Origin of the sequence: Streptococcus infantis ATCC 700779, from assembly GCF_000187465.1 — a bacterium.
GTDB lineage: Bacteria > Bacillota > Bacilli > Lactobacillales > Streptococcaceae > Streptococcus > Streptococcus infantis.
This window is the reverse complement of sequence record NZ_GL732439.1, coordinates 1,148,394-1,170,254: the sequence shown is the minus strand read 5'-3', so window position 1 is coordinate 1,170,254 and position 21,861 is coordinate 1,148,394. Positions and strand designations below refer to the sequence as shown.

At 39.3% G+C, this 21,861-nt stretch carries 18 protein-coding genes and 1 pseudogene; 12 read left to right on the top strand and 7 right to left on the bottom strand.

From position 1 onward, the window contains the following. Window positions 1-98: 98 nt before the first annotated feature. From HMPREF9423_RS12855 to HMPREF9423_RS12035, 3 genes and pseudogenes are all read left to right on the top strand, one after another. Window positions 99-146 (top strand): annotated as a pseudogene (locus tag HMPREF9423_RS12855) (hypothetical protein); the annotation flags it as partial. Window positions 147-161: 15 nt separating this feature from the next. After that, window positions 162-2,081, top strand: coding sequence for a tetracycline resistance ribosomal protection protein Tet(M) (gene tet(M), locus HMPREF9423_RS08200; protein WP_006155610.1), 1,920 nt, complete (start codon window positions 162-164; stop codon window positions 2,079-2,081). A gap of 118 nt (window positions 2,082-2,199) precedes the next feature. Beyond that, window positions 2,200-2,367, top strand: coding sequence for a cysteine-rich KTR domain-containing protein (locus HMPREF9423_RS12035; RefSeq protein WP_000336323.1), 168 nt, complete (start codon window positions 2,200-2,202; stop codon window positions 2,365-2,367). A 59-nt stretch (window positions 2,368-2,426) separates the two neighbouring features. On the opposite strand, the gene HMPREF9423_RS08190 is transcribed toward HMPREF9423_RS12035, so the two are convergent. Next, entirely contained in the window at window positions 2,427-2,780 is a 354-nt protein-coding gene (locus HMPREF9423_RS08190) for a helix-turn-helix transcriptional regulator (RefSeq protein WP_001227347.1), read from the bottom strand. A gap of 504 nt (window positions 2,781-3,284) precedes the next feature. On the opposite strand from HMPREF9423_RS08190, the gene HMPREF9423_RS08185 reads away from it, so the two are divergent. From HMPREF9423_RS08185 to HMPREF9423_RS08170, 4 genes are all read left to right on the top strand, one after another. Further along, the gene (locus HMPREF9423_RS08185) at window positions 3,285-3,707 is read left to right on the top strand and encodes a sigma-70 family RNA polymerase sigma factor (protein WP_000804885.1); all 423 of its coding nucleotides are present in this window, start codon (window positions 3,285-3,287) and stop codon (window positions 3,705-3,707) included. Continuing rightward, entirely contained in the window at window positions 3,704-3,934 is a 231-nt protein-coding gene (locus HMPREF9423_RS08180) for a helix-turn-helix domain-containing protein (protein WP_000857133.1), read from the top strand. Before HMPREF9423_RS08185 ends, HMPREF9423_RS08180 begins: the two co-directional genes overlap by 4 nt. Window positions 3,935-4,394: 460 nt before the next feature. Then, on the top strand, window positions 4,395-4,598 hold the full coding sequence (locus HMPREF9423_RS08175) for an excisionase (protein ID WP_000814511.1): 204 nt from the start codon (window positions 4,395-4,397) through the stop codon (window positions 4,596-4,598). A gap of 81 nt (window positions 4,599-4,679) precedes the next feature. Further along, complete coding sequence (locus HMPREF9423_RS08170) at window positions 4,680-5,897, top strand: tyrosine-type recombinase/integrase (RefSeq protein ID WP_001291561.1); 1,218 nt, start codon at window positions 4,680-4,682, stop codon at window positions 5,895-5,897. A 183-nt stretch (window positions 5,898-6,080) separates the two neighbouring features. Here the strand turns inward: HMPREF9423_RS08170 and HMPREF9423_RS08165 are convergent, their stop codons facing one another. The 5 genes from HMPREF9423_RS08165 to HMPREF9423_RS08145 all read right to left on the bottom strand — a co-directional run bounded on the left by HMPREF9423_RS08165 (window position 6,081) and on the right by HMPREF9423_RS08145 (window position 10,508). Further along, window positions 6,081-6,713: a GNAT family N-acetyltransferase gene (locus tag HMPREF9423_RS08165; protein WP_006155614.1), complete on the bottom strand. Its 633-nt coding sequence runs from the start codon at window positions 6,711-6,713 to the stop codon at window positions 6,081-6,083. A gap of 172 nt (window positions 6,714-6,885) precedes the next feature. Further along, entirely contained in the window at window positions 6,886-7,185 is a 300-nt protein-coding gene (locus HMPREF9423_RS08160; RefSeq protein WP_006148866.1) for a DUF1827 family protein, read from the bottom strand. A 63-nt stretch (window positions 7,186-7,248) separates the two neighbouring features. After that, window positions 7,249-7,698 carry an NUDIX hydrolase gene (locus tag HMPREF9423_RS08155; protein ID WP_006148865.1) on the bottom strand — a complete coding sequence of 150 codons (450 nt, stop codon included), beginning with the start codon at window positions 7,696-7,698 and terminating at the stop codon, window positions 7,249-7,251. Window positions 7,699-7,787: 89 nt separating this feature from the next. Then, a complete protein-coding gene (locus HMPREF9423_RS08150) occupies window positions 7,788-10,037 on the bottom strand; it encodes an ATP-dependent Clp protease ATP-binding subunit (protein WP_006148864.1) in 2,250 nt (749 codons plus the stop codon). A gap of 240 nt (window positions 10,038-10,277) precedes the next feature. Continuing rightward, window positions 10,278-10,508 (bottom strand): DUF1797 family protein, encoded by a 231-nt coding sequence (locus tag HMPREF9423_RS08145; RefSeq protein WP_004253825.1) that lies wholly within the window; start codon window positions 10,506-10,508, stop codon window positions 10,278-10,280. 205 nt (window positions 10,509-10,713) lie between these two features. Here HMPREF9423_RS08145 and HMPREF9423_RS08140 point away from each other — a divergent pair, with 205 nt between their 5' ends. The 5 genes from HMPREF9423_RS08140 to HMPREF9423_RS08120 all read left to right on the top strand — a co-directional run bounded on the left by HMPREF9423_RS08140 (window position 10,714) and on the right by HMPREF9423_RS08120 (window position 21,595). Next, window positions 10,714-11,397 carry an amino acid ABC transporter permease gene (locus HMPREF9423_RS08140; RefSeq protein ID WP_004253828.1) on the top strand — a complete coding sequence of 228 codons (684 nt, stop codon included), beginning with the start codon at window positions 10,714-10,716 and terminating at the stop codon, window positions 11,395-11,397. Beyond that, window positions 11,397-12,131 carry an amino acid ABC transporter ATP-binding protein gene (locus HMPREF9423_RS08135; RefSeq protein ID WP_006148863.1) on the top strand — a complete coding sequence of 245 codons (735 nt, stop codon included), beginning with the start codon at window positions 11,397-11,399 and terminating at the stop codon, window positions 12,129-12,131. The genes HMPREF9423_RS08140 and HMPREF9423_RS08135 overlap by 1 nt, the downstream gene beginning before the upstream one ends. A 132-nt stretch (window positions 12,132-12,263) precedes the next feature. After that, entirely contained in the window at window positions 12,264-13,121 is an 858-nt protein-coding gene (locus tag HMPREF9423_RS08130; protein ID WP_006148862.1) for a bifunctional methylenetetrahydrofolate dehydrogenase/methenyltetrahydrofolate cyclohydrolase, read from the top strand. A 236-nt stretch (window positions 13,122-13,357) separates the two neighbouring features. Further along, window positions 13,358-20,617, top strand: coding sequence for an SIALI-17 repeat-containing surface protein (locus HMPREF9423_RS08125; protein WP_006148861.1), 7,260 nt, complete (start codon window positions 13,358-13,360; stop codon window positions 20,615-20,617). 129 nt (window positions 20,618-20,746) lie between these two features. Further along, a complete protein-coding gene (locus HMPREF9423_RS08120) occupies window positions 20,747-21,595 on the top strand; it encodes an NAD(P)H-hydrate dehydratase (protein ID WP_006148860.1) in 849 nt (282 codons plus the stop codon). A 22-nt stretch (window positions 21,596-21,617) separates the two neighbouring features. Here HMPREF9423_RS08120 and HMPREF9423_RS08115 read toward each other — a convergent pair whose 3' ends face one another. Continuing rightward, entirely contained in the window at window positions 21,618-21,803 is a 186-nt protein-coding gene (locus HMPREF9423_RS08115; RefSeq protein WP_006148859.1) for a hypothetical protein, read from the bottom strand. Window positions 21,804-21,861: the final 58 nt, after the last annotated feature.

The window sequence follows — 21,861 nt, the reverse complement described above, 5'->3', positions numbered from 1 at the left end:
TGTACCCAGTTTAAGAATACCTTTATCATGTGATTCTAAAGTATCCGGAGAATATCTGTATGCTTTGTATGCCTATGGTTATGCATAAAAATCCCAGTGATAAGAGTATTTATCACTGGGATTTTTATGCCCTTTTGGGCTTTTGAATGGAGGAAAATCACATGAAAATTATTAATATTGGAGTTTTAGCTCATGTTGATGCGGGAAAAACTACCTTAACAGAAAGCTTATTATATAACAGTGGAGCGATTACAGAATTAGGAAGCGTGGACAAAGGTACAACGAGGACGGATAATACGCTTTTAGAACGTCAGAGAGGAATTACAATTCAGACAGGAATAACCTCTTTTCAGTGGGAAAATACGAAGGTGAACATCATAGACACGCCAGGACATATGGATTTCTTAGCAGAAGTATATCGTTCATTATCAGTTTTAGATGGGGCAATTCTACTGATTTCTGCAAAAGATGGCGTACAAGCACAAACTCGTATATTATTTCATGCACTTAGGAAAATGGGGATTCCCACAATCTTTTTTATCAATAAGATTGACCAAAATGGAATTGATTTATCAACGGTTTATCAGGATATTAAAGAGAAACTTTCTGCCGAAATTGTAATCAAACAGAAGGTAGAACTGTATCCTAATATGTGTGTGACGAACTTTACCGAATCTGAACAATGGGATACGGTAATAGAGGGAAACGATGACCTTTTAGAGAAATATATGTCCGGTAAATCATTAGAAGCATTGGAACTCGAACAAGAGGAAAGCATAAGATTTCATAATTGTTCCCTGTTCCCTGTTTATCACGGAAGTGCAAAAAACAATATAGGGATTGATAACCTTATAGAAGTGATTACGAATAAATTTTATTCATCAACACATCGAGGTCAGTCTGAACTTTGCGGAAAAGTTTTCAAAATTGAGTATTCGGAAAAAAGACAGCGTCTTGCATATATACGTCTTTATAGTGGCGTACTGCATTTGCGAGATTCGGTTAGAATATCGGAAAAGGAAAAAATAAAAATTACAGAAATGTATACTTCAATAAATGGTGAATTATGTAAAATCGATAAGGCTTATTCCGGGGAAATTGTTATTTTGCAGAATGAGTTTTTGAAGTTAAATAGTGTTCTTGGAGATACAAAGCTATTGCCACAGAGAGAGAGAATTGAAAATCCCCTCCCTCTGCTGCAAACGACTGTTGAACCGAGCAAACCTCAACAAAGGGAAATGTTACTTGATGCACTTTTAGAAATCTCCGACAGTGACCCGCTTCTGCGATATTATGTGGATTCTGCGACACATGAAATCATACTTTCTTTCTTAGGGAAAGTACAAATGGAAGTGACTTGTGCTCTGCTGCAAGAAAAGTATCATGTGGAGATAGAACTAAAAGAGCCTACAGTCATTTATATGGAAAGACCGTTAAAAAAAGCAGAGTATACCATTCACATCGAAGTTCCACCGAATCCTTTCTGGGCTTCCATTGGTTTATCTGTATCACCGCTTCCGTTGGGAAGTGGAATGCAGTATGAGAGCTCGGTTTCTCTTGGATACTTAAATCAATCATTTCAAAATGCAGTTATGGAAGGGATACGCTATGGCTGTGAACAAGGATTGTATGGTTGGAATGTGACGGACTGTAAAATCTGTTTTAAGTATGGCTTATACTATAGCCCTGTTAGTACCCCAGCAGATTTTCGGATGCTTGCTCCTATTGTATTGGAACAAGTCTTAAAAAAAGCTGGAACAGAATTGTTAGAGCCATATCTTAGTTTTAAAATTTATGCGCCACAGGAATATCTTTCACGAGCATACACCGATGCTCCTAAATATTGTGCGAACATCGTAGACACTCAATTGAAAAATAATGAGGTCATTCTTAGTGGAGAAATCCCTGCTCGGTGTATTCAAGAATATCGTAGTGATTTAACTTTCTTTACAAATGGACGTAGTGTTTGTTTAACAGAGTTAAAAGGGTACCATGTTACTACCGGTGAACCTGTTTGCCAGCCCCGTCGTCCAAATAGTCGGATAGATAAAGTACGATATATGTTCAATAAAATAACTTAGTGTATTTTATGTTGTTATATAAATATGGTTTCTTGTTAAATAAGATGAAATATTTTTTAATAAAGATTTGAATTAAAGTGTAAAGGAGGAGATAGTTATTATAAACTACAAGTGGATATTGTGTCCTGTATGTGGAAATAAAACACGATTAAAGATAAGGGAAGATACTGAATTAAAAAAATTCCCCCTCTATTGTCCGAAATGCAGACAAGAAAATTTAATTGAAATAAAGCAGTTCAAAGTAACTGTGATTACAGAGCCAGACGCAAAGACGCAGAGCCGATAAAATGAGATTAATACAATCTCATTTTATCGGCTCTTTCCGTTATGTATGGATTCTTTTAATTAGTCTTCGATGTTTCTTGCTTCGTTGATACCGCTGGCTAAAGATTCCATTAAGGATAGTTCTTTGTCTGTAAAGCTATCCATGTATTTCTCTATCTGTAATCGTCGGGTGCTTTTTACCAAGTTATTAGCAGGTAAGAAAAATTCATCAACGGAAACATGAAGTAACGATACAAGGTCATAAAGAACTTGTATGCTGGGGTGTTGCCCTTTATTTTCAATATTAGTTAAGTACCGTGGGTCAATTTCAATCAATGCTCCCACTTGTTCACGAGTTAAACCTCGTTTCAATCGAGCTTCTTTAATGGCTAAACCAAAGGCTCTAAAATCATATTTATCTTCTTTTTTACGCATAGTAGACCACCTCTATACATTTTATTGTTCCTACTGAATTAAAAACAGGTATAGAAAAACGTGTTATATGGTTTATAGGTTTATATTTAATAAAAAGCACTACTAAACGCCAATAAAAAAAACCGTTATATGGTAGTGCTATTTACGCTGTTAAAATATTGTATATTACTTCCAAATGGCGGTTTGTTGGAGGTCAACGTCGCCATGAAGTACATCATATACAATAAATTTCCTTACATTGGGTTCTTGTCAAAAAAAGTCGTCTATCTGCAATAGATAAGTACGTCCACCAATGTGGTTTTATAAATCATATAGATAGAATAACAGAAGCATGTAAACAGAGAAATAAATCTGTTTATATGCTTTTTTGGCTATTCAGAACTTTTTTACAAAGTTTATTTATCAGTAATGCAACAAATCCCCCTTTCACATTGGGACTAAGAGTGAAAGGAGATAAACGAGCAAGGCTCACTTCCTTTCCTAGACAGAAAGGGGGTGAGAAACATGAAACCATCTTCTTTTCAGACCACAATAGAAAATCAGTTTGACTATATCTGTAAACGTGCTATGGAAGACGAGCGAAAGAATTATATGCTTTATCTTTCAAGGATTGCAAAGCGTGAGGTGTCCTTTTCGGATGTTGGCGATTATCTTGTTAGCCAGTTTGCGACAACAGATAACTATTCAACTGACTTTCAGATTTTTACACTCAATGGGTTATCAGTAGGCGTTGAAAATGATTTGTTGAGTGAAGCATTACGTGAGTTGCCAGACAAGAAACGTGAAATTCTACTGCTGTTTTACTTTATGGACATGAGCGATTCAGAAATTGCAGACCTGTTGAAATTGAACCGTTCTACTGTCTATCGGCATAGAACCAGTGGACTAGCCTTAATTAAAAAGTTTATGGAGGAATTTGAAGAATGAAAACACAATATCCTATGATTCCCTTTCCTCTCATTGTAAAGGCAACAGATGGCGATACCGAAGCGATTAACCAGATTCTACATCATTACAGAGGGTACATAACGAAGCGTTCCCTACGACTTATGAAAGATGAATATGGCAATCAAAGTATGGTCGTTGATGAAGTCTTACGTGGAAGAATGGAAACCAGACTGATTACAAAGATTTTGTCATTTGAAATTAAGTAATATCCTCTCTCCTTTCGTGGAAGCGTGCTAAACCATTCCACGCTTCCCGAACAGGGAGGTTTGTTATTCCACCAAAGCATATTGAGCTTTCAATGTGTTTTGATAGGCTAACGAGCCATTGTTCTTTGAAAACTGAATAAAAGTAATCGAATACGTTTCGATAAGAAAAGAGCCAACGGAACTAACCGCCATGACCTATCTTATAAAGATAGCGAGCGATTCATGTTAGTGATCCGAGAAGCAATCTTTAGCAGGATTGCCTGCAACGACATTCTTATCGTGATAATGATACTCCCATACAGTCAATAGTCCGAGCGTGATAAAACCGTCGCAGGCAATGAGTATGGCTACATGAGAACCATGCAGGGGTGGAACTCCCGTGAGCTTTGCTAAAGCTGTTCGATTGCTGGTAAAACAACTTTTATGAAATCCAAATAAGTGATTTGGAAAGGAGGATTTTATGAAGCAGACTGACATTCCTATTTGGGAACGTTATACCCTAACCATTGAAGAAGCGTCAAAATATTTTCGTATTGGCGAAAACAAGCTACGACGCTTGGCAGAGGAAAATAAAAATGCAAATTGGCTGATTATGAATGGCAATCGTATTCAGATTAAACGAAAACAATTTGAAAAAATTATAGATACATTGGACGCAATCTAGCGTCGCCAAAGGGTCTTGTATATGATAAAATAGTATTAAGTCGTATCAAGGCTCTTTCCATAAAGGAAAGGAGCAAATGCCATGTCAGAAAAAAGACGTGACAATAAAGGTCGAATCTTAAAGACTGGAGAGAGCCAACGAAAAGACGGAAGATACTTATACAAATATATAGATTCATTTGGAGAACCGCAATTTGTTTACTCGTGGAAACTTGTGGCTACAGACCGAGTACCAGCAGGAAAGCGTGATTGTATCTCACTTAGAGAGAAAATCGCAGAGTTACAGAAAGACATTCATGATGGTATTGATGTTGTAGGAAAGAAAATGACACTCTGCCAGCTTTACGCAAAACAGAACGCTCAAAGACCAAAGGTTAGAAAAAACACTGAAACTGGACGCAAATATCTTATGGATATTTTGAAGAAAGACAAGTTAGGTGTAAGAAGTATTGACAGTATTAAGCCATCAGACGCTAAAGAATGGGCTATTAGAATGAGTGAAAATGGTTATGCTTATCAAACCATCAATAACTACAAACGTTCTTTAAAGGCTTCATTCTATATTGCTATACAAGATGATTGTGTTCGGAAGAATCCATTTGACTTTCAACTGAAAGCAGTTCTTGATGATGATACTGTCCCTAAGACCGTACTAACAGAAGAACAGGAAGAAAAACTGTTAGCCTTTGCAAAAGCTGATAAAACCTACAGCAAAAATTATGATGAAATTCTGATACTCTTAAAAACAGGTCTTCGTATTTCAGAGTTTGGTGGTTTGACACTTCCAGATTTAGATTTTGAGAATCGTCTTGTCAATATAGACCATCAGCTATTGAGAGATACTGAAATTGGGTACTACATTGAAACACCAAAGACCAAAAGTGGCGAACGTCAAGTTCCTATGGTTGAAGAAGCCTATCAAGCATTTAAGCGAGTGTTAGCGAATCGAAAGAATGATAAGCGTGTTGAGATTGATGGATATAGTGATTTCCTCTTTCTTAATAGAAAGAACTATCCAAAAGTGGCAAGTGATTACAACGGCATGATGAAAGGTCTTGTTAAGAAATACAATAAGTATAACGAGGATAAATTGCCACACATCACTCCACATAGTTTGCGACATACATTCTGTACCAACTATGCAAATGCAGGAATGAATCCAAAGGCATTACAGTACATTATGGGACATGCTAATATAGCCATGACGCTGAACTATTACGCACATGCAACATTCGATTCTGCAATGGCAGAAATGAAACGCTTGAATAAAGAGAAGCAACAGGAGCGTCTTGTTGCTTAGTAGTACAAATGAATTTACTACTTATTTACCACTTCTGACAGCTAAGACATGAGGAAATATGCAAAGAAACGTGAAGTATCTTCCTACAGTAAAAATACTCGAAAGCACATAGAATAAGGCTTTACGAGCATTTAAGAAAATATAAAAAGATAATTAGAAATTTATACTTTGTTTCAAAGAAAATTAGTTATCCAGGATTTTTACAAAAGCCCAGTTTCCAATAGATTTTGTTCCGTATTCTAACATCATCGAATCTAGTAATTCATACTTGTTTTTTTCATAGAAGCAAACATTTTTTTCAGTACTAGTAATCAAGCCCAAGCGTTTGCAGCCTTTGGATTTAAGATAAGGTTCAACACCTTCTTGTAGAAAAGCACTCCCGATTCCTTGGTTTTGACTAGAAGCGTTGACACCTAACATCATCAAATACCAGTCAAAATTTCCTGATCTTTTCAAATGCTGTTCGGAACGTTCCACCAAATCAAGATATTTCAAGAGATTGCGAGGAGTAATAAAACGGAAAAGCTTGACCATACCATTCAGCAAATAAGATAGAATGGAAAAATCCTTTTGTTGCAGGAGGGCAACGGCCATGATTTCCCCGTCTTGTTCAGCTATCAGACAGGTCTCTCCTTTGATATAGAGTTTGGTCAGAAGGCTATCCAATAATTCTAAGAATGCTGGGTAATATTCTGTTTTTTTTAAATCATCTTTGATAAGAGTCATGAAAGGGTAGTCCATAAAGGCACCAGCCAACACTTTTCCAATTTTTTGATATTCATCTAGCCTGGCTTCTCTGTATACTATTTCTTTCATATCAAACTCCTTCATTAAAATCTCTCTATCTATTATAACGAAATTTTTCACATTTTTCGATTGAAATGTGAAATTTTCACATAAAAGCTTTATTCACAATAATTTATTTAAAGATATAAACAAGAAAAGGTATTAAAAAACCCCGCAGTTTTAACTGTAGGGTAGATTAATTCTATTTTGTAGGGATTGAAATCTCAATCAATTTATCAGAATAGAGGGTTTTAATATTTGCCTTATCAATAGCCTGTTGATTAATTTTACGACTGAGGAAAAATTCTTTAATTTTTTCCATTTCTTTTTCACGGATTGCACGATGTTTATTGGAAATGAGGATTTCGTAATGAAGTGGAGCCTGAGTAAAAATAACATCTGTATTTCCCGCAGAATAAACCTCTACAAGCGTTGCGTCTGTGTTTTCTAGCTGACTTTTAACAAGTTGCGAGTGTGAATTTGTAGTATTGATAAGCTTCATAGGGTTTCCTCCTGTATTTCTATGTCTATTATAGCACTTTTTGGGAAATTTGGTAAAGATAGTTTAAATTTGATGTTGTTTTTTCCAAGCTTCAATCGCCCATTTGTGACTTCCACGTTTTAAGTTAGAAATAGCTTCATCGATTGGGAACCAAGCTAAGTGATTGAAGTCCTCCAGAGGTTTTTGGATTTCTTGGTAAGAAGTAGCTTCATAGAGATAAGCTGGATTGTAGTAATAGGTGTCACGATGTCTAGAGTAGAAGTATTCATCAGCTTGCCCGTAGTAGGTGCCGATTTCAGCTGTAAATCCTAATTCTTCAATCAACTCTCGTTTGAGAGCTTCAAGGTGATTTTCACCTTCTTCAATTTCACCTCCTGGTAAGAACCATGCACCATTTGGAGCTTGTACGAGGATAATCTTTTCATGATTTGCATCAGGTATGACTGCATAAACGCCATATCTATTTTTGTAGGTTACTCCCTCTTTTTTTTCTCCAAATGTTGGATTTGCCATAAAATTCTCCTTCGTGAGTGCGCTTTCTTTCTATAATAGTAAAGAATGTTCTCACTGTCAAGCAAGAACATTCTTTTGTATGTGAGGAACTAGTCGTTTGACTCGATTGTTTCCGTTTTATTTTTGGACTTAATCACGATTTTACCTTTACTTGTCATGACTGCCTTGAGTTCTTTTTCGCTTGGATTTTCAAGGTAGTAGTCTGTAATGGCATCTTCGATATAGTCTTGGATGGTACGACGGAGTGGACGAGCTCCCATTTTTGGATCGTAACCAAGGTCTACAAGTTTTTCTTTAACCTTATCTGTTACATCTAAATGGATGTTATTACTTGAGAGACGTTTATTCACATCATCCAACATAAGGTCAACGATTTGTAGGAGATTTTCCTTGCTGAGAGCTTTGAATTCGATAATACCATCAAAGCGGTTCATGAATTCTGGACTAAAGAAGTTGCCTAATTCTCCAAGGACAGAATTTGTACGGCCTTCTCTAGCTGCACCAAATCCAACACTTGCTTCAGCTTTTCCTGTACCTGCATTTGAGGTCATGATAATGATGGCATCCTTAAAGCTAACAGTTCGACCTTGACCGTCAGTTAAGCGACCATCATCCAATACTTGAAGGAACATATGCATAACATCTGGATGGGCTTTTTCAACCTCGTCAAGGAGGATAAGTGAGTAGGGGTTGCGGCGCACTTTCTCAGTCAACTGACCTGCTTCATCATAACCTACGTATCCTGGAGGGGCACCGACGAGTTTGGCAACGCTATGTTTTTCCATGTATTCGCTCATATCAAAGCGAATCATGCTATCAGCAGAACCAAAAAGCTCGATAGCTAGTTGTTTAGAAAGTTCTGTCTTACCGACACCTGTAGGACCAACAAAGAGGAAGCTACCAATTGGACGGTTTGGAGTGCCTAGTCCAACACGGTTACGGCGGATAGCCTTAGCAATCTTATCAACTGCATCATCTTGGCCAATAACATGAGCCTTGAGGTCATCTGCTAGGTTGATGAGTTGAGACTGCTCTTTTTCTTTCAAATCACCAACTGGAATATTAGTCTTTTGCTCAATAATGTGTTCAATCGTCTTTTCGCTGATGATTGGTGTATCCTGATCCGTTACTTTTGTTTTTTGCATTTCTTTATATTTAGCAATCTGGTCACGGAAGTAGGCAGCTTTCTCAAAATCTTCATCTCGAGTTGCTTGAGCCTTGAGATTTTCTGCCTCGATTAAGCGTTGGTCGATAACCTTTGGATCCACAAAATTCAAGGTTAAGTTCATTTTTGAACCAGCCTCATCTAGGAGGTCAATAGCCTTGTCCGGCAAGAAACGATCTTGGATGTAGCGGTTAGAAAGAGTAGCAGCCGCTTCGATAGCAGCATCTGTATAATGAACGTGGTGGTAATCTTCGTATTTCTTTTGGATACCTTTGAGGATAATAATAGTCTCTTCCACAGTTGGTTCATCCACCTTAACAGGTTGCATACGGCGCTCAAGGGCGGCGTCTTTTTCGATGATGCGGTATTCATTGAGGGTAGTAGCACCCACTAGTTGAAGTTCGCCACGAGAAAGGGCAGGTTTCAGAATATTTCCTGCATCCATATTGCCGTCTCCAGCAGAACCTGCGCCGACAATCTCGTGAATTTCGTCGATAAAAAGGATGACATCTTTGCGCTCACGAATTTCTTCCATGAGTTTCTGCATGCGCTCTTCGAACTGTCCACGAATTCCTGTGCCTTGGACAAGGCTAACTACGTCTAAGCGGATGACTTCTTTCCCTTGAAGTTTGTGGGGAACATCACCATCAACAATTTTCTGTGCTAAGCCTTCGACAACGGCGGTCTTACCAACACCAGGCTCTCCAATAAGGACAGGATTGTTTTTGGTTCTACGGTTGAGAATTTCAATGACACGGATGATTTCTTCGTCGCGACCGATAACAGGATCGACATTTCCACGGCGGGCAATCTCGGTTATGTTGATACCGTACTCATCCAAGAGTCCTCTTTCTTGACTAGGAGGAGGTGTTTGAGCTGGCCCGCGATTTTGGGAACCAAAACCACCATTGCCACCATATCCACCACCTGACTGGGTTGGAGGAACATTATTATTTGAAGAAGGTCTAAAGTTATTCAGATCATTAAAGAAGTCTCCAAATGGATCAAAATCACGATTGTTTAAATCTGTAATGCCTTTGAATAAGCTATTGTTTGGATCTGTTTTGATAATTTTGTAGCAATTTTGGCAAAGGTCAATTTGCTTTTGTTGCCCATTAAGATTGGTGTAAAGATGGATCGTTGAGTCGTTGATTTTACAATTTTGACAGAGCATACCACTACCTCGTTTCTTTCTTGGCTTTGACTAAAACAGAAAGGTCAAAAATAGTCAAAGTTCTTTAGTCTCATTATATCATGATTGAAGGGGAAAGCAAGTAAAAAGATTGAGTCTTAGAAGTCATGATAAAAGAGTTTTGTAGATGAAATATAGGGATAAAAAGAAAAATCCTATTTGTCATGCAAAAAGGATTTTCATTGGTCAAAGCAGGAGACTTCTCCGGCATTTATTCAACAATTAGTATAAAAGTTCGTAGATTTCCATCGCAATGAGGTCGATGCTATCAAATGTATATGTTTCACGAGCTTCAACGTCACGAAGTGTAAAGAGTGGTCCGTTTTCTTCGTCGTGGTTAAAAGCAACCTCTGCGACAACAACTCCTTCGCGCTCAAAGTTACGTTTCAAGTTACCACCATCTTTAGTCATTGCTTCTAAGCGATTGATGATTCTAACCAAATGTGATTCCATTTTGATTCTCCTCCATTTCTTATCTTTACTATTTTACCATAAACAGACTCGACTTGACTAGAAAAAAACTAAGATTTCTCGCTATTTCTATCGTCTTTGAAAATTTATTGAAAATATTAGGAGAAAATGTTGAATTTTTATGCAATATATGTTATCCTTATACAAGTTTTAAGTTTAAATATTAAAAACAGAAAGTAGAATATCCATGAATTTTTCTTTTTTACCGAAATATCTACCATATTTTAACTATGGAGCCGTTGTAACAATTATCATATCTATCTTGGTGGTCTTCTTGGGGACCATTCTAGGAGTGCTGTTGGCCTTTGCACAACGTTCAAAAATTAAACCACTTGCCTGGTTTGCTAATCTATATATCTGGGTCTTCCGTGGGACTCCGATGATGGTGCAGATTATGATTGCATTTGCCTTGATGCATATTAGTGCTCCGACTATTCAAATTGGGATCTTAGATGTTGATCTGACTCGCTTGATTCCAGGGATTTTGATTATCTCTATGAATAGTGGTGCCTATGTATCAGAAACAGTTCGTGCTGGGATTAATGCAGTGCCAAAGGGACAATTAGAAGCAGCTTATTCACTAGGTATTCGCCCTAAGAATGCCATGCGCTATGTCATTTTACCCCAGGCTATCAAAAATATCTTACCTTCTCTAGGAAATGAGTTTATCACTATTATCAAGGATAGCTCGCTCTTGTCAGCTATCGGGGTTATGGAGTTGTGGAATGGAGCTACTACAGTATCAACAACCACATACCTACCTTTAACACCGCTCTTATTTGCAGCCTTTTACTACTTGATTATGACCTCTATCTTGACACTGGCCTTGAAAGCTTTTGAAAATCGTATGGGACAAGGAGATAAGAAATAATGACTGAAACACTTATAAAAATTGAAAACCTTCATAAAAACTTTGGAAAAAATGAAGTTTTAAAAGGAATTGATCTTGAAATTAAAAAAGGACAAGTAGTGGTGATTATCGGACCTTCTGGTAGCGGTAAGTCAACCCTCCTTCGTTCGATGAATCTCCTCGAAGAAGCTACTAAAGGAAAAGTTATCTTTGAAGGTGTTGACATTACCGATAAGAAAAATGACCTCTTTGCCATGCGTGAAAAGATGGGAATGGTTTTCCAACAGTTCAATCTCTTCCCGAATATGACAGTGAAGGAAAATATCACGCTGTCTCCAATTAAGACAAAAGGCGAAAGTAAGGCAGTTGCTGAGAAGAGAGCCCATGAGCTCTTGGAAAAGGTTGGTTTGCCAGATAAGGCAGATGCTTATCCTCAAAGCTTGTCGGGCGGTCAGCAACAGCGTATCGCTATTGCGCGTGGTCTTGCTATGGAACCAGATGTCCTACTATTTGATGAACCGACTTCTGCCCTAGACCCTGAAATGGTAGGAGAAGTACTAGCAGTTATGCAAGAACTTGCTCAGTCAGGAATGACCATGGTTATCGTAACGCATGAAATGGGCTTTGCGCGTGAAGTAGCAGATCGTGTCATCTTTATGGCTGATGGTGTTGTTGTTGAAGACGGAACTCCAGAGCAAGTCTTTGAACAAACCCAAGAACAAAGAACCAAGGATTTCTTGAGTAAGGTTTTGTAAGAATATCATGAAAAGCTCCAAGTGAGCTTTTTCTTATAGTTTCAGACTATAGGGTATCTTAGGTAAGAAGTGTTAGAATGCCGAACGATTTTTTGTTATAATAGAAAATATTTGTTAGAAAAGAGAAAATACATGACACAGATGATTGATGGCAAGGCTTTAGCAGCCAAGCTACAAGGACAGTTGGCTGAAAAAACAGTCAAACTAAAGGAAGAGACAGGTTTGGTTCCAGGATTGGTCGTTATTTTAGTCGGAGAAAATCCAGCAAGCCAAGTTTACGTACGCAACAAGGAGCGTTCTGCTATCGCTGCAGGCTTCCAAAGTGAAGTCGTGCGAGTTCCGGAAACCATTACTCAAGAGGAATTGTTAGAATTAATCGCTAAATACAATCAAGATCCAGCTTGGCATGGGATTTTGGTTCAGCTTCCATTGCCAAAACACATCGATGAAGAAGCTGTTTTACTAGCTATTGATCCAGAAAAGGATGTGGATGGTTTCCATCCTCTCAACATGGGACGCCTCTGGTCTGGTCACCCAGTTATGATTCCTTCAACACCTGCAGGAATTATGGAAATGTTTCATGAATATGGAATTGACTTAGAAGGTAAAAATGCGGTCGTAATTGGTCGTTCAAATATTGTTGGGAAACCCATGGCCCAGTTACTGTTGGCTAAAAATGCAACTGTAACCTTGACCCACTCTCGCACCCACAATCTAGCCCAAGTAGCTTCTAAAGCCGATATTTTGGTCGTAGCTATCGGTCGTGCCAAGTTTGTGACTGCTGACTTTGTCAAACCAGGAGCTGTTGTCATTGATGTGGGGATGAACCGAGATGAAAATGGCAAGCTCTGTGGAGATGTTGATTACGATGCTGTTGCACCAATTGCTAGTCATATCACCCCTGTACCTGGTGGAGTTGGTCCAATGACCATTACCATGCTGATGGAGCAGACTTATCAGGCTGCTTTAAGAACGCTGGATAGAGACTAATCTCTACTACAATCATTAATGAATTTTTAAAAAGCAAGTTCTAAAGGACTTGCTTTTTTCTTGCTCTATTTGTACTAAAATTCCAGTAAAACTTCTACAAATTATTGAAAAACTTCTACTATTTTGATATATTAAAAGTATCAATATGTATATGCAAAAATAAGTAAGCGTCTAGAAGGAGGTTTATTTTTTGAGGAAAAATGTAATCGCTTACTAAAACTTAGAAAGGAACCATAATGGATAAGAGATTTTTTGAAAAACGGTGTCATTTTAGTATTCGTAAATTTGCTATTGGTGCGGCTTCGGTTATGATTGGAGCTAGTATCTTTGGTCTTCAGGTAGCACAAGCAGCCGAAACTGAAACGTCAAGTACTACTGAAGAAACAATTCATCAAGTTCAACCTTTGGATAAACTTCCAGATGATCTAGCTGCAGCCATTGCAAAAGCTGAGCAAAATGTCCCACAAGATTCCGCTACCGAAAAAGAAGAAAAAAATACGGATGAAGCAGCAAAACCAGTAACTGAAGATAAAGTAACTGAGGAAACAAGTCCTAAGGAAAAAAAGGAAGCAGAAGTAGTTAGTCCTAAGGAAGAAAAAACTGAAAAACCTGCTGCTGAAGTGAGTACTGAAAAGCCAGCAGTTTTGGAAGAACATACTGCTGAAGCTAATCAGAATAAACCGGTATCTGACGATAAGGCTAAGGAAGAAAAAACATCTTCAACAGACTTACCTCAAGTTACCAAAGAGAAAGAAAAAGAAGACCAACTTTTACAGGAAAGAAAACAAAATTTCAATAAAGACTGGTATTTTAAATTAAATGCTCAGGGTGATTTTTCTAAGAAAGACGTGGACGTTCATGACTGGTCTAAGTTGAACCTTCCTCATGACTGGAGTATCTATTTTGATTTTGACCACAAGTCTCCTGCTCGAAATGAGGGTGGTCAATTAAATGGTGGTACTGCCTGGTATCGTAAGACCTTTACTGTAGACGAAGCTGCCAAGGACAAGGATGTTCGGATCAACTTTGACGGTGTCTACATGGACTCTAAGGTCTATGTCAATGGTAAATTTGTAGGTCATTATCCAAGTGGTTACAATCATTTTTCATATGATATCACTGAATTTTTAAATAAAGATGGCAGTGAGAATACTATTGCTGTTCAAGTTACCAATAAGCAACCAAGTAGTCGTTGGTACTCAGGAAGTGGTATCTATCGTGATGTGACGCTTAGCTATCGTGACAAGGTGCAGGTGGCTGAAAATGGAAATCATATTACAACTCCGAAATTAGCTCAACAAAAAGATGGCAATGTTGAAACTCAAATCCAAAGCAAGATCAAAAATACTGCCAAGACTCTAGCCAAGGTATTTGTGGAGCAACAGATTTTTACTAAGGAAGGTAAGGCTGTTTCAGATTTGGTTCGTTCTGTAACCAAGAACCTAGCAGGAAATGAGACAGCTGACTTTAAGCAAACAATCTTAGTGAATAAGCCAACTCTCTGGACAACCAAAAGCTACCATCCTCAGCTCTATGTTTTGAAAACCAAGGTTTATAATGAAGGTCAGCTAGTTGATGTAACAGAAGATACTTTCGGTTATCGTTATTTTAACTGGACAGCTAAAGAAGGCTTCTCACTGAACGGTGAGAGAATGAAATTCCACGGGGTTAGTATCCACCATGATAATGGTGCCTTGGGGGCAGAAGAAAACTATAAGGCAACCTACCGTAAATTAAAACTCCTGAAAGATATGGGAGTTAACTCTATTCGTACAACCCACAATCCAGCAAGTCCACAGTTGCTAGATGCTGCTGCTAGTCTAGGACTTTTGGTTCAAGAAGAAGCCTTTGATACTTGGTATCGTGGTAAGAAAACTTATGACTATGGACGCTTCTTTGACCAAGATGCGACTCACCCAGAAGCCAAAAAGGGTGAAAAGTGGTCTGATTTTGATCTGAGAACCATGGTTGAACGAGATAAAAATAATCCTTCAATCATTATGTGGTCACTCGGTAATGAAGTGGATGAAGCAGATGGTGGAGAACGTTCACTAGAAACAGCCAAGCGTTTGAAAGCTGTTATCAAAGCAATTGATACAGAGCGCTATGTGACTATGGGTGAAAATAAATTCAGTCGTGCTTCTACGGGCTTGTTCTTAAAATTAGCAGCAATCATGGATGCTGTCGGTATGAACTATGGGGAGCGTTTTTACGATGCTGTTCGTAAAGCCCATCCAGATTGGTTAATCTACGGTTCTGAAACGTCTTCAGCAACTCGAACACGTGATTCCTATTTTTATCCTGCTAAAAATCTCTATCACGATAATCGTCCAAATCGTCATTATGAACAATCCGACTATGGTAATGACCGTGTAGCCTGGGGTAGAACAGCTACTGAATCTTGGACCTTTGACCGTGATCGTGCTGGCTATGCAGGTCAGTTCATCTGGACTGGTTTTGACTATATCGGTGAGCCTACACCTTGGCATAACCAAGATCATACACCAGTAAAAAGCTCTTACTTTGGTATCATTGATACGGCAGGCTTGCCTAAGAATGATTTCTACCTTTACCGTAGTGAATGGTATAGTGCCAAAGAAAAACCAACTGTTCGTATCATGCCTCACTGGAATTGGACTGATGAAACGCTTAAGGAACGTAATATGCTTATCAATAGCAAGGTTCCAGTTCGGACATTCTCAAATGCTGCTAGCGTAGAATTGTTCTTGAACAACGAGTCCCTTGGCAAGAAGGAATTTACCAAGAAAACTACTGCGGATGGTCGACCTTATCATGAAGGTGCAAACCCTGGTGAATTGTATCTTGAGTGGTTGGTGGAATATAAACCAGGTACCTTGACTGCTATTGCTCGTGATGAAAATGGTAAAGAGATTGCGCGTGACAGTGTAACAACAGCAGGAGAACCTGCTAGAGTTCGTCTCACCAAGGAAGAACATGTTATCACTGCAGACGGTAAAGATTTGTCTTATATCCATTATGAAATTGTTGATGAAGACGGCAATGTCGTTCCAACAGCTAACAATCTTGTTCATTTCAATCTTCACGGGCAAGGGCAAATCGTTGGTGTGGACAATGGGGAACAAGCTAGCCGTGAGCGTTATAAAGCTCAGAAAGATGGTACATGGCAAAGAAAAGCCTTCAATGGTAAAGGTGTCGTCATTGTAAAATCTACTGAAAAAGAAGGAAAATTTACTCTTTATGCTGATTCTGCAGGTTTAGCTTCTGATCAGGCGACGGTTACAACCGTTTCAGGAAAAAAAGAAAATCGTCATTTTGTCGCTTTTGCCCCTGTTAAAGCAACTACTGATGTCAGCGAAAATCCAAAACTACCAGAGACAGTAACAGCTATTTATAGTGATGGTAGTGTCGAAGAAAAATCTGTGGTTTGGGCAATCCCAGATGATCTCCTTACAAGTGCTGGTGAGAAAAAAGTTCTTGGTAGTGTGGAAGGTCTCGAAGCTAAGGCTGAAGCCCTTGTTAAGGTCATTGCTCTTGATAAGTGGTTGCCTAAAGTTGCAACTGTACCAGTTGGTACAGCTACAGAGGATTTGGATAAAACGGTAACGGCTGTTTTGTCAGATGGTAACTTGGTTGATGCGGATGTCGTTTCTTGGACCTTGAAAGATCCTTCTGCCTTGACAAAAGAAGGTGGACGAACTGAAGCAACTGGTAAATTAGTAGGAAATGACTACGAGGTGACAGCAACCTTTATCGCAAGTAATCAGGAAACCGAAAGTACTGTTACAGGTCTCACGGTTGGAGATAAGACTCTTGAAAACTTTGAGCCTGGAAAGACCTACTACCGAGTATCCCTTCCTTACAGTGCTGAGATTCCAAGTGTCGGAGCACAAACAAGAGGCTATCAGGTAACAGTTCAACAAGCTTCAGCAGCTAATGATTATCAGGCTTCTGTATTCTTGAGTGACCAGAAGGGCGATTTAGTTCAAACTTATTTGATTCAGTTTGTGAAAGAAGCCCCTGCCTTGACACGCTTGGAAGTAAGTGTAGAAGGTAAAGAAAATGCAACAGAAGACCAAGTCCTTCCTTATCATGTCATTGGGCATTACGAAGATGGTACACAGACTGAATTTTCAGCATCAGATATTCACTTGGATGCTAGCTCTACTGATGGTGGGCATCTTGAAGTAAACGGACAGAACTTGCTACTTTACACTAAAGGTAGTGTGACGCTCACACCTCGTATTGACAATCAAACTGATAAGACTCAATCTGTAGCCACCGTAGTGGTCATCAAAGAAAACAAAGTAGCTAAGAAAATTGTTAAGCTTCATCCTGTTTCAATCTCTACAGATATCAATCAGCAACCAATCTTGCCTGATAAAATCGGAGCAGAATTTGACAAAGGTTTGCCTCGTAAGCTATCTGTAACTTGGGACAAGGTGGATGAAAAAGAACTCGCTAGTTATCATAGCTTTACCCTAAAAGGTCATGTAGAAGGAACAGATATTGAAGCTGTGGCAAATGTGACTGTTGAAGGATTGCAGGTTGCAGAAGAAATCAGCCTGACTCTTCCTAAGGGTGAAACGGTTCAATTACCAGCTAACGTTCGTGCCTACCATTCTAATGGAACAACTGTCTATAATGATGTCGTTTGGGATAAGGTGCCAGCTAACTTTAGTCAAACTGAAGGAATCTTTGAAATCAAAGGTCAATTGGTTGGTAGCTCTCTGCCTACCAAGGCTCATGTTCGTGTTTCCAGTCAGGTTGTTGCGGGAAATAATATCTCGAAACAATGGACAGGTTCACAATTGCCAGCAGCTATTGTATCCAATACTGGTGGAGATGATTCGGCCAATGCTCTGAACGACTTGACCGTTTCAAGAGCCAATACAGATGTCAAAAATCGATGGACAACATGGCAAACAAATACAGATAACGATTGGGCATCTATCTTGTTTGGTAACTCAGGCGATTTGACCAAGCGCTTTGTCGACAATCTTTCAGTTGATTTCTATACTGATGGTGCGATTGGACTTCCAAAAGAATATGTTATTGAATACTACGTTGGTCAAGAAATTCCAGATTTGCCAACTGATGTCAATCATGCTCAAGGAGATGCAAAACATCCATTTAACAATGCTGCTAACTGGAAAGAAGTTGAACATCTTAAAGCCCCAGGACAATTATCCGCAAGTCAAACTAACCACTTTACGTTTGACAAAGTTGAGACCTATGCCGTTCGTATTCGCATGAAGAAAGCAAATGGAACGGATGGTGTCGGTTTGACCGAAATCACTATCTTGGGAAATAAAGTTCCAGCTGCTTCAAGTTCAGAAATTTCTATTAGAGTAGACGGTCAGAAGCTAGAACATTTCAATCCGTCTAAGACAGACTACCATATTCCGCAAACTAGTAAAGTGATTACTGCAACAGCAAGCGACAATGGTTTGGTAACAATTGTCCCTGCTACAAGCCCAGAAGGAGCAACACGTCTCATTTTGAAGGCAGAAGACGGAACCATCTTGAAAGAGTATCGCATTTTCCGTGATGATCAAAAAGAATCTACGCAACCAGTAGCTGCCGAAAATGCTGCCATGACATTGAGTGTTGGCGATAAGCTTCAATTACCTACAGAAGTGACAGTCTACTATCCATCAGAAACAGATTGGACTACAGATAAACTAGCCGTAGAATGGGATGCAGTCCCTGAACATGCGACAGACCAAGAAGGTACCTTTGAAGTGCTTGGTCATATCCTAGGAACAGACTTGACAACTAAGATGCAAGTAACCGTTTTGGCAAGAGGAAATCAGGTTATCTCTGAGAATGCAAGCAATAATGCGACTGATTCTAAAGCCTTTGCCTCTACTACAAACGATACCGATGCCGCTTCTAATGATAGAATCTTCTATATCAACGATGGGCGATTTAATGAGGATGGACGTTGGACTAACTGGTCTCGTACGCCAAAAAATCAGGAAGTGTCGGTAGGAGTTCTCTTTAAGAAGAACGGTCAGATTACACCTCGCTCTGTAGGAAAAGTAGCAATTCAGTTCTTCAAAGACAGTGGAACAGATGCACCAGCGACAATGGTACTCGAAAGATATGTTGGACCAACTTATTCTGAACCAAGCACCATTTCACGTTATGAAGAAAATGCGGATCATCCGTTTAACAAGGCAGAAAATTGGCAAGAAATTCCTTATAAGGCATCTGGAGCAATCGAGGCTGGTAAGCCAATCGAATTTACCTTTGATCCGATTCAGACAACCGCTATTCGCGCACGTATGACTCGCAAATCAACCACTAATGGTCTCGCAATGGTCGAGTTTAGTGCATATTCTCCAGCCAAAGCCAGTGATTCAGAAACACCTTCAGTGACAATTTCAATTAATGGAAAAGCATTGGAAAACTTTGATCCTGCGGTTTCAGAATATCGATTAACCTCTAATGGAGCGAAACCAGAGGTGACTGTCCAAACAAGCGGTCACGGTGTAGCGACTGTCGTTGAGTCAAATCAAGGCAACCTTCCAACACTTGTTCGACTCCTTGCTAAAGATGGTAGTCTTGTGAAAGAATATCGCCTTCACTTTGAAGCTGGTTCAGAAGCTAGTCATGCAGTGGATGACCAAGCTCTTGTTCTAGACCGTCCAAGTCTAGAAGTTGAGAAAGCTGTCATTCCATTCAAGGAAATTATTCGTGAGAATAGTGATTTAGCCAAAGATGAACGTCGTATCGTCTCAGAAGGTCAAAATGGAGAAAAGGTAGACTACGTCGAAGTATTAGGAACAAGTCGTAAGGTTGTTCACACTGAAACAAGAGATGCAAAAGATCAAATTGTTGAAGTAGGAGTGAAAGCAGTTGCTACAAGTAGCAAGGGTGATGAGCCAGCCCCAGTTCTTGAAGTTCCAGAGTACACGGACCCTATTGGAACTGTAGGTGATGAGCCAGCCCCAATAGTAGAAGTCCCAGAATATAGCAACTCTATCGGTACTGCAGGAGACCAAGCAGCCCCAGTTCTTGAAGTACCAGAGTTTAAAGGCGGAGCTAATTGGGTCGAAGCTGCTACAAATGAAGTACCAGAGTTTAAAGGCGGAGCTAATTGGGTTGAAGCTGCTACAAATGAAGTGCCAGAATTCAAGGGTGGAGCTAATTGGGTTGAAACTGCTACAAATGAAGTACCTGAATTCAAGGGTGGAGTCAATGCTGTGCAAGCAGACAAGAACGAACTCCCAGAATATACAGGAACTCTAGGAACCGCAGGAGACCAAGCGGCTCCAACAATCGATAAACCTGTTGCAGATATTCGAGGTTTATCTGATAAACCTTCAGAAACTCAGGCTTCTGCTGAGCAGACTCAGGTTTCACAAGTTCTTGGAAATGCTTCGGAAAAAGCAGACTCAGCAAGACTTCCAGAAACTGGGGAAAGTCTATCAGATACAGCAATTTTCCTAGCAGGTCTCAGTCTAGCCTTATCAGTAGCATTCCTAAATGGGAAACGCAAGGAAGAATAATGATTCATAACTCACTATTCTTAAAAGGCTGATTATTATAAAAAAGGAGAAGACTACATAGTCTTCTCCTTTATTAATTGGGTAGTGAGGTGTATAATGAAAGTAAGAACAAGCATGAAGGAGTAGCTTATGAAAGTCATTAATCAAGCTCTACTGAAAAAAGTAATCATCGAGCGTCCTCGTTCTAGTCATAAGGGAGACTACGGCCGTCTTCTCTTGATTGGGGGAAAGTATCCTTATGGTGGAGCGATTATTATGGCTGCTTTAGGGGCGGTTAGAAGTGGCGCAGGATTGGTGACAGTAGCAACGGATAAAGAGAATATTTCAGCTCTACATAGCCATCTGCCAGAGGCTATGGCTTTTGACCTTGATGATAAGCAGTTACTTAAGCAACAGTTGCAGAAAGCTAATATTGTCTTGGTCGGACCTGGACTAGTGCATGATGAGCGTGGAGAAGAGCTTCTCCAAACAGTTTTTCATCATTCAAATCAAGACCAGACCCTCATACTGGATGGTGGTGCTCTATCCATTTTTGCTAAGACGGGAATGAAATTTCCTAAGGCTCAGCTTGTTTTAACTCCACACCAAAGGGAATGGCAAGTCTTGTCAGGCTTAGATTTGGATTCCCAAGGAACCGATGAAACAGGGGAGGCCTTGAAGAGATTTCCTTCAGGAACGATTCTAGTTCAAAAAGGTCCTGCTACCCGAATTTGGCAAGATGGTCAAACTGATTGTTATCAGTTGAGTGTTGGTGGTCCCTATCAGGCGACTGGGGGAATGGGTGATACTCTGGCTGGGATGATTGCTGGCTTCGCAGGGCAATTTCTCCAAGCAAATCTCTATGAAAGAGTGACAGTAGCGACCTATCTGCACTCAGCAATTGCTCAAAAATTATCTGAGGACAACTTTGTAGTTCTGCCAACCACGATTAGTCAACATATCCCTGCATTTATGAAAAAAATACAAAAAGACACCTGATTTTTCAGGTGTCTTTTGATGATTAGAAGAGGCCTTTGACCTTATCTACAAGACCGTCAAGTCCTTCTGATCCTGAGACCAAAGCTTGTGCTTGGCTTAGGTACTCACCGAGTTGATCCTTGTTTTCTTCAACAAAAGTTTTTGCTGCAGAAAAATCTTTGTTCTCAATGAGTTCTTTTACTTGGTTAAACAAATCTAATGGGTTCATGAGTTCCCTCCTTTTCTACAATTCTATTCAATCATTTTTTATAAAAACTTGCAAGAAA

What these genes read in the sequence shown, in the direction of transcription:
- HMPREF9423_RS08190 (WP_001227347.1), bottom strand. Translation starts at nt 2,780, where the DNA reads ATGCGTAAAAAAGAAGATAAATATGATTTTAGAGCCTTTGGTTTAGCC.
- HMPREF9423_RS08185 (WP_000804885.1), top strand. Translation starts at nt 3,285, where the DNA reads ATGAAACCATCTTCTTTTCAGACCACAATAGAAAATCAGTTTGACTAT.
- HMPREF9423_RS08180 (WP_000857133.1), top strand. Translation starts at nt 3,704, where the DNA reads ATGAAAACACAATATCCTATGATTCCCTTTCCTCTCATTGTAAAGGCA.
- HMPREF9423_RS08175 (WP_000814511.1), top strand. Translation starts at nt 4,395, where the DNA reads ATGAAGCAGACTGACATTCCTATTTGGGAACGTTATACCCTAACCATT.
- HMPREF9423_RS08170 (WP_001291561.1), top strand. Translation starts at nt 4,680, where the DNA reads ATGTCAGAAAAAAGACGTGACAATAAAGGTCGAATCTTAAAGACTGGA.
- HMPREF9423_RS08165 (WP_006155614.1), bottom strand. Translation starts at nt 6,713, where the DNA reads ATGAAAGAAATAGTATACAGAGAAGCCAGGCTAGATGAATATCAAAAA.
- HMPREF9423_RS08160 (WP_006148866.1), bottom strand. Translation starts at nt 7,185, where the DNA reads ATGAAGCTTATCAATACTACAAATTCACACTCGCAACTTGTTAAAAGT.
- HMPREF9423_RS08155 (WP_006148865.1), bottom strand. Translation starts at nt 7,698, where the DNA reads ATGGCAAATCCAACATTTGGAGAAAAAAAAGAGGGAGTAACCTACAAA.
- HMPREF9423_RS08150 (WP_006148864.1), bottom strand. Translation starts at nt 10,037, where the DNA reads ATGCTCTGTCAAAATTGTAAAATCAACGACTCAACGATCCATCTTTAC.
- HMPREF9423_RS08145 (WP_004253825.1), bottom strand. Translation starts at nt 10,508, where the DNA reads ATGGAATCACATTTGGTTAGAATCATCAATCGCTTAGAAGCAATGACT.
- HMPREF9423_RS08140 (WP_004253828.1), top strand. Translation starts at nt 10,714, where the DNA reads ATGAATTTTTCTTTTTTACCGAAATATCTACCATATTTTAACTATGGA.
- HMPREF9423_RS08135 (WP_006148863.1), top strand. Translation starts at nt 11,397, where the DNA reads ATGACTGAAACACTTATAAAAATTGAAAACCTTCATAAAAACTTTGGA.
- HMPREF9423_RS08130 (WP_006148862.1), top strand. Translation starts at nt 12,264, where the DNA reads ATGACACAGATGATTGATGGCAAGGCTTTAGCAGCCAAGCTACAAGGA.
- HMPREF9423_RS08125 (WP_006148861.1), top strand. Translation starts at nt 13,358, where the DNA reads ATGGATAAGAGATTTTTTGAAAAACGGTGTCATTTTAGTATTCGTAAA.
- HMPREF9423_RS08120 (WP_006148860.1), top strand. Translation starts at nt 20,747, where the DNA reads ATGAAAGTCATTAATCAAGCTCTACTGAAAAAAGTAATCATCGAGCGT.
- HMPREF9423_RS08115 (WP_006148859.1), bottom strand. Translation starts at nt 21,803, where the DNA reads ATGAACCCATTAGATTTGTTTAACCAAGTAAAAGAACTCATTGAGAAC.